Here is a 6,954-nt window from a genome sequence, read left to right on the forward strand (position 1 = left end):
CTAAACCTCCTTAAATTTTCACCCAGTTGTTACGATGAATAACTTCTATCGGATAGTCATCAAGCTCCCCAGTTCGTTTTCCCATTGCATTTTCAAGTGCCTCACTTGAATAGAGCACTTCTCCACGACCGATACATGTATGACGGTCATACACCTCAACAACATCACCTTTTTCAAAGTTCCCTTCGAATGCATATACACCAGCAGGAAGGAGAGATTTCCCGCCTGACACAATTGCGTTCACTGCACCTTCATCAATAAATAGCTTTCCAGATACTTCAGTGAGGGCTACCCATTGCTTATTGCTAGGTAGGATGGTGCATGTTTCACTTTCAAAATAGGTACCATCTCCGTTGCCCTCTAAAATATTTTGAAGCTTATCCTCACCAAAGCCAGTACCGACAAATACCTTTACTCCGGCATTCATTGCATAGCGTGCGGCTAAAAGCTTTGATTGCATTCCGCCAGTACCTACCTTTGAGCCAGCACCTGAAGCGAATCCAAGCATTTCCTCTGTAATTTCCTCAATATGATCGATACGCTTTGCATCCGGGTTGTTATTTGGATTTGAATCATATAAGCCATTCACATCTGTTAAAATAATTAATTGGTCAGCATGTACAAGTCCACTTACTAAAGCAGAAAGCATATCATTATCCCCAAAAGTTAGTTCCGTAACAGACACTGTATCGTTCTCATTGATAATAGGGATAATCGAACGTTCTAAAAGTTCAGAAAATGTTGAATAGGCGTTTTTATAGCGCTTTTTCTCACTAAAATCTGTACGAGTTAATAGGATTTGTGCAGGTGTGATGTTATACGTACTAAATTCCTCTGAATAGCGTTGAATAAGCACACTTTGACCAACAGCTGCAGCTGCTTGCTTTCCTTTTAAGGTCACAGGACGAGAAGAATAGCCTAGCTTGCGAAAACCTGCAGCAACAGCACCAGATGAAACGAGTAGCACCTCGTGACCCTCCTGCTTGATTCTGGTAATGGCTCTAATATGATCAGTAAATTTCTCTTGATCAATTTCACCCTTTGAGTTAGTTAACGAGCTACTGCCAATTTTTACAACAATTCGTTTTCTTTCCATAAAATAGCCTCCAATAAAAAAGCCCTTTTCATCCTATTAACAATAGGACGAAAAGGGCGACTTTTCCGTGGTACCACCTAAATTGAATGCTTTTTTGCATTCCACTTTATCTCATAACGCTGAGTCGGCGCCTAGTTTTGCTAGGGGCTTACGAAGTAGGTTGGGTGGTTGGTGATGCACGATCCTTTCAGCCGGTGGGACTCGCTCTCTTTTGCAGCCAATAAACACTTAATAGTCTTCGTGATGCTTTACTTATTTGATACTTAGCATGCATGACATTTCGCTTTTTGTCAACTCTGTTTTCTTAATTAGAAGTTGTATATTTTTGGCAGAATCATTTGATTATGTGCTATTTTAAGAAGTTTTATGACGCTTACGGGCTTTTAAACAGAGAATTTCATTAAAAATGCTTTTTGATGAAATTCTAAGCTTTTTGTACGCTAGCGCTACCTAGGAATAACTGATCATGCATGGTCCAAAGGAATTTGGCCAGTGGATAGCTTTGAAGAAGTTTATATTAAAATGGAACCGATCATTCGTAAATTGATCTTCAAATGTAGGGTGTATAAAAATTTCGATGAATTCAAGCAAGTAGCGATAATTGCTTTGTGGAGGGCATGGCAATCCTTTGATCATTCAAAATGTGAGTTTGAGCCTTATGCTTATTGGCAAATGCGTTATGCCATTTTAGATGAATTAAAGAAAAGAAATAGGGACAGCACTCGCTTAGTTTCTACCGAAGACGAAAAGTTGAATTTTTATATTGAACAGGCAGAAGAAAAGCATAGCGTACTAAACATGGATGAAAGGATAGAGGTGCTACTAAATCACTGCTCTCAACATGAGAGGGGATTGTTATATGCGCTATTTATCGAGCAAAAGACAAATAAAGAAATTGCGTTGGAGCTAGGTCTTTCTGTTGAGGCTATTAAAAAGAGGAGGCAACGGTTAATAAATAAATTGAAAAATAAATAAGGGATGCATCGTAGCCCATGAACGTATAATTTTTCGCTGTTCAAACACCAATAATCCTGATGAGTATCATTAAGAAACGGTAGACAAACTTAACATAGGTTGTCTACCGTTATAAACGTATCGTTACAGCTTGTTAGTTTGCATAAACTAACTGTAAATACTTGTCTCGATCTTCAGGTGATTGCTGGACATGGTTTAATAGCATTACACCTACAGTCATATCATCTTTTTCTTCATTTATAATAAATTGAATGTTCACCGGCTGTGTATTCTTCTGGACTGGACATTCGCCTTTAAACTCTACTACATTTTGGCCTCGCTGTGTTTTGAAAAATACCCAATTAGAATCCTTACAATAATTTTTTAGTGCCTTCTCAGCAGATATATCACTATTGTCGACTAGCGATTGCTGCTTCACATAATCTATAAAATCATTTTTAGTAATTGCATCCTTTGGTCCATAAAAGTAATAGAATGCTCCGATTATTAGTAATGGAACAATCCACAATACCGTTCTTTTTGATAGCTTCATAAGAATCCCCCTCGATACTTTATATTCTTATTATAACATTGGGGAACTATTTATTTCTAGATTGGGATAATATTTTCTCTTTTAAACATAAATATCATTTTTCTTTCGTTTGATGTACAATCTCTATGAATCATTAATTGGCCTTCTACTATACTAAAAAACGCTTTATGTAAACGTATGTTCTGGCTTATACTTGCATTGAAGGGAGGGGCTATTTTATGCCAAGAGCTTTACTAATAGCAGAAAAGCCATCTCTAATGCGGGATATTCAAAAGGTATATAAATCCACCCAGTTACCATTTACTATCGACTTTGCAGCGTTTGTTGGGCATCTCGTTGAATTAAAGGAGCCCCATGAATATAACACTGCATGGAAAAAATGGGATCTAAATTTATTGCCGATGATGCCAGAGCGTTATGAATTCCGTGTAAAAAAGACGGCTTATAAAGTGTTTAAGGATATTGAAATGCAGCTTAAATCAAATCAATATGATTTTATTATTAATGCTTGTGATGCCGGCATGGAAGGGGAGAATATTTTTTATTCCTTCTATAAAAAGGTAGGTTGTCAATTACCGGTGAAAAGGTTTTGGACATCACAGACGACAGACGGTGCTATTAGGCATGCACTTCATCATTTAATTGATGAGAATGATATATTAATTCGAAATCTACGGAATGCAGCTATGTATAGAACGATTTTTGACTGGCTAGTTGGTCTAAATTTAACCCGTGCGGCTACAGTAAAGGGTGGACGAACGATAAAGGTAGGGCGTGTAATGACACCTACATTAGCTATTGTAGTAAAACGTGAGTTAGAAAAACAAAACTTTCAGCCTTCACCATACTTTCAACTTGAGCTGAATCTAGGACTGTGTAAAGCACTATGGTTTGATTCATTATCAAAGAAGAACAGGATGGATACAAGGGAAGAGGCAGAATCAGTATTGAAGAAATTAACCCCAACGGCGTTTGTACAGCAAATAGATACGGAACGAAAAACTATGTTCGCTCCTAGTCTGCACTCACTACTAGAGTTACAAAAAGAGGCAAATAAATTTTATAGTTTTACGTCAGCCGAAACATTAAAAATAGCTCAAAGCCTATATGAAAAAAAGCTCATTACTTATCCGAGGACTGAATCAAAGCATTTGCCAACTGCTTTCGCTCAAAATATCTCCTCAAATTTACAAGCAGCTAGCAGTTTGCCTAAATATTCACAAATTGTAAAGGGCATTTTGGGCAATCCTAAGAGAATACAAAAAATAATAGGCTCTAAAAAATATGTAGATGATAAAAAATTAACAGATCATCATGCAATAACCCTTACTGATGTTCCGCTTGGTAAAAAATCATTATCACCCGGTGAAGCTAAAATATACGAATTAATAGTTAAACGTCTCCTTGCTATCTTTCTTCCACCATACCTTCTTGATAAAACAGCAATCGTATTCGAATGCGGGGGAGAACAGTTTAAAGCAACTGGTAATATGGTTATTGATAAAGGTTACACTATTTTATATGAAAGTTTTAAACGGAAAGAAGAGCTCCCACTACCGACGTTAATACAGGGACAGCAGCTACGGGTAAACGACGCACAAATCTTATCTAAAATGACAGAGCCTCCCTCACGCTATACCGATAGCACCCTTTTAGATGCTATGTTTCACGCGGGACGTTTTGTCGAGGATCCAAAGCTTCAGGCTATCCTAAAGGATGCAGAAGGAATCGGGACAAGTGCTACAAGGGCGGAAATCATTGAAAAGCTTCTCGGTATTGGAATGATGCGTCGAGAAGGGAAGTCATTAGCAGCAACTCATTTTGGAATTGATGTAATTCAGAGCTTAAAGGACCATGATGTTGTGTCCCCTATACTAACAGCAATTTGGAGTAAAAAGCTAAAGGACATTGTCGATGGAAACATGAGTGCTCGTCAGTTTTATACCGAGATGCAATCTTATATTATTGACACAACAGCGAAGTTTAAAGCGCTCCAGATGAACGTTGAACAGAAAGAGGTAGTCTCTGTTGGAAAGTGTATACATTGTGGACATTCTGTCATCGAAGGCTATAAAGGGTACTCTTGTTCAAATAAATCATGCAAGCTGTTTATAAGTAAAACGTTAATGAAAGGTAAAATCACCGTAACTGACGCTAAAAAATTATTAGCAGGAAAGCAAACGAGAGAAATTCTTTTCACATGGAAAAGTGGTAAAAAAGGGAAGGCGAAATTACGTTTAATTGATGGTAAAATACAATTTGTATTTAACGATACAAAGGCAAAAAAAACTTAGTGTAGGGCTGTTAATTTAACTGCTGTGCATAGGTTGCATTTATCTTTATTCTGTCTTGTCAATTTTATAAATAGTTTTTTTTAGAAGCCTCACGAACAGTTAAGTGTAGAGAAGTGCGGCGAGTGTAGATGACGGCATTCGCCTTTTGCTAAAGAGCTAAGGTTCCAACGTGAAAAGGAAACGAACTGAGAACCTGGACTGAGCAAGACGAGCGCGGCCTGATGCTTGCCCGCGGAACGATGAGAATAATCGTTTTGTAGCTCTCTGTAGGGTTTGGATTTGTTAATGAAAATATGAATTATAAAATTGACTCTGTTATGTATATTTTACTTTTAATAGTGAAAAAATCTTACCAATTCAGTGTATTTCTCATATAATAGATGAACGAGTTCGATATTTAGCCTTCTTTACTAAAAATAATTATTGAATTTTACGAATTGTCTTGACGTAATAGTGTAGAATTTGTACACTGTGGAAAGTCAATTGTTTTTTCTAGAAGTACAACTACATTATAAGTAAGGATCTGGTGAAATGATAGTATGTAAATTTGGCGGTACTTCCGTCGCTAGTGCAGAACAAATTAAAAAAGTATTTAACATTGTAAAAGCTAATCCTGAACGAAAAGTAATAGCTGTATCAGCTCCAGGAAAACGTTCAAGTGAAGACATTAAAGTAACGGATCTATTAATTGATTTAGCCGATGCGGTATTAAACAATGGGGACGTTAAACAAAAAATTCAAACAGTTGTAAAGCGCTACGAAGATATTGCTGTTGGCCTTGGCTTAGATACCACTATTTCTAACGTTATTGCAGCGGACCTACAAGAGCGCGTTGCAGGTGATATATCTAATAAAGAATTATTTATCGATAGCATTAAAGCAAGCGGTGAAGATAATAATGCAAAATTAATCGCAGCATACTTTAATTTAGCTGGTGTACCGGCTCGTTATGTTAGCCCGAAGGATGGATTAGTTGTAAACAATTTACCTGAGCGTACGTTTGCACTTCCAGAAGCATATGAAAATTTAAGCCAATTAAAAAATACAAAAGAAGTAGTTATTTTCCCAGGCTTCTTTGGCTATACAAAGTCTGGTATTTTACGTACTTTTGATCGTGGTGGCTCAGACATTACAGGGTCAATTTTAGCTTCGGCAGTAGGGGCGGACCTGTACGAGAACTTTACCGATGTTGACTGTGTATTTTCTGCCAATCCAAAAGTGGTGAATAATCCTGCAGAAATTAAAGAAATTACGTATCGTGAAATGCGTGAGCTATCATATGCGGGCTTTTCTGTATTCCATGATGAAGCATTAATGCCTGTGTACAAACAGGGCATTCCTGTAAACATCAAAAATACTAATAATCCAACTGCACCGGGCACTCGTATTGTGCCAATGCGTACAGAGAAAGGACGTTCAGTGACAGGTATTTCAGCGGATAGTGGCTTCTCTATTCTTTATGTATCAAAGTATTTAATGAATCGTGAAGTAGGCTTTGGTCGAAAACTTCTTCAAATTATCGAAGAGGAAAATATTTCTTATGAGCATACACCATCTGGATTAGATGATATTTCAGTAATTATGCGTTCAAATCAATTAACGCCTGAAAAAGAAGAGAGAATTGTCAATCGTGTAAAAGACGAATTACATGCCGATGATGCACACTTCCGTCATGGCTTCTCGATGATTGTTATTGTTGGGGAAGGGATGCGTAATAATACGGGTCTAGCTGCACGAGCAACAGCTGCGATTTCTTCAACGGGTGCAAATATTGAAATGATTAATCAAGGCTCATCAGAGGTTAGCTTAGTGTTTGGTGTGAATCAACAGTTTGAGGATCAAATTCTTAAAGCGCTATATGCAGAATTTTTTTCAACAGTAACAGCTTAAAATGAGCTTTTATTAACATCTGTCATCCTTTTGGCAGATGTTTTTATATTTCTTTAAAAAATTTAGTATACTATTCACAAAAGTATTGAAGGATTCTTTGCTAAAAAACATGAATAAGCATTCCTGTTATAAGGATTTTCGGGGACTTGAAATAAAAAAAGTCCTTT

General features: G+C 37.1%; 5 protein-coding genes. 3 read left to right on the plus strand and 2 right to left on the minus strand.

Annotated features, from left to right (window positions below):
- Nucleotides 1–10 precede the first annotated feature (10 nt).
- On the minus strand, nt 11–1,096 hold the full coding sequence (gene proB, locus V4T18_RS16400; RefSeq protein WP_332651255.1) for a glutamate 5-kinase: 1,086 nt from the start codon (nt 1,094–1,096) through the stop codon (nt 11–13).
- Nucleotides 1,097–1,588: 492 nt separating this feature from the next.
- On the opposite strand from proB, the gene V4T18_RS16405 reads away from it, so the two are divergent.
- Complete coding sequence (locus V4T18_RS16405; RefSeq protein ID WP_332651256.1) at nt 1,589–2,071, plus strand: sigma-70 family RNA polymerase sigma factor; 483 nt, start codon at nt 1,589–1,591, stop codon at nt 2,069–2,071.
- Between the two features lie 133 nt (nt 2,072–2,204).
- Here V4T18_RS16405 and V4T18_RS16410 read toward each other — a convergent pair whose 3' ends face one another.
- Complete coding sequence (locus V4T18_RS16410) at nt 2,205–2,603, minus strand: glucosamine 6-phosphate synthetase (protein WP_332651257.1); 399 nt, start codon at nt 2,601–2,603, stop codon at nt 2,205–2,207.
- A 218-nt stretch (nt 2,604–2,821) separates the two neighbouring features.
- On the opposite strand from V4T18_RS16410, the gene V4T18_RS16415 reads away from it, so the two are divergent.
- Nucleotides 2,822–4,897, plus strand: a complete 2,076-nt coding sequence (locus tag V4T18_RS16415; RefSeq protein ID WP_332651259.1) for a type IA DNA topoisomerase — start codon at nt 2,822–2,824, stop codon at nt 4,895–4,897.
- A gap of 531 nt (nt 4,898–5,428) precedes the next feature.
- Nucleotides 5,429–6,787 carry an aspartate kinase gene (locus V4T18_RS16420; protein ID WP_332651261.1) on the plus strand — a complete coding sequence of 453 codons (1,359 nt, stop codon included), beginning with the start codon at nt 5,429–5,431 and terminating at the stop codon, nt 6,785–6,787.
- Nucleotides 6,788–6,954: the final 167 nt, after the last annotated feature.

This window comes from Lysinibacillus sp. 54212 (assembly GCF_036662795.1).
In the GTDB taxonomy this organism is placed as follows: Bacteria; Bacillota; Bacilli; order Bacillales_A; family Planococcaceae; genus Lysinibacillus_B.